Origin of the sequence: Halolamina salina (assembly GCF_042678005.1) — an archaeon.
Classification (GTDB): Archaea; Halobacteriota; Halobacteria; order Halobacteriales; family Haloferacaceae; genus Halolamina; species Halolamina salina.
Genome location: NZ_JBHUDH010000023.1, coordinates 14,925 through 15,888 on the forward strand (window position 1 = coordinate 14,925; position 964 = coordinate 15,888).

1 protein-coding gene and 1 pseudogene are annotated in these 964 nt (G+C 70.5%); both read right to left on the reverse strand.

The annotated features are described in order from the left end of the window. Positions 1-201: DUF5811 family protein (locus ACFR9S_RS02990; protein WP_379818033.1), on the reverse strand; the 201-nt coding region annotated here is incomplete at its 3' end. An 81-nt stretch (positions 202-282) separates the two neighbouring features. Further along, positions 283-964: pseudogene (locus ACFR9S_RS02995) on the reverse strand (DUF2298 domain-containing protein); the annotation flags it as partial.

A 964-nucleotide genomic window follows, 5' to 3' on the forward strand; every position in this document is an offset into this window, starting at 1 on the left:
GGCGACGGTCGCCTCCGGGCCGTCGGAGCCGTAGGTGAGTTCGGAGCCGACGACGTAGCCGTCGGGGAGGTAGGACTCGGTACGGGAGACGATTCCGGCGACGGCGCGCCGCAGCCCGCGCTTCTCGTCGGGAGAGAGTTCGACGTCGTTCGAGGAGCCACCGATGATACCCGGCGCACCGGCGAAATCTGTGCCGTTCATCTTGCCCGCCTTTGGCGGTATCCACTGATAAAGTCACCGGCGGTGGAAGCTCTCGAACCCGGCCACGGCGCCGTGCTGGGCTCAGGAACTGCCGTCCGTCGATTCCGCGAGCGCGTCGTGGTCGACCTCGTAGATCGTCACCGCGCCGCCCTCGAACGCGACCGAGAACGCCTCGCGGTCGAACGACCGCAGCGAGTCGCCGTACACCTCGCGCTCGTTCGGCCCGACGTAGACGTACGTCACGTCGTAGCGCTCGAGCAGCGCCGCGGCGCGCTCCCAGTCGCCGGCGTAGATGGTGTCGACGTGGCCGACTCGGCGCTCGTAGGCGTCCATGCTCCGGTACTCGGCCTCGTGGTCCCACCCCACGACGGTCGGCAGCCCGGAGAACGTCGACGCCGGACTCGTCCAGCCGTAGGAGTCGCCGGGCACCTCGACGATCGTCGGCCGGCCGGAGCGGTCGTCGAGCCACTGCAGCGCCTCGTACTCGTTGGCGTGGAAGTTCTCGACGGCCTTCATCCCGTCGAGCGAGGGGTCGTAGTGCCCCTCGTCGACCGGTTCGCCGATCTCGGCGGCGATCATCATCACCGGGAACACCGCCGTCGCGAGCACGACGGCGACGACCAGCGCGACGGTCAGCGCCGAGGTCAGCGTCTCGCGGGAGCCGGGCGCAGTCGAACCGTCGTCGCCCAGCGTTTCGACGCGAGACGCGAGCCGGCCGCCGTGCTCCCGCAACAGCGCGACCGACGCGGCGGCCGCGCCGGCC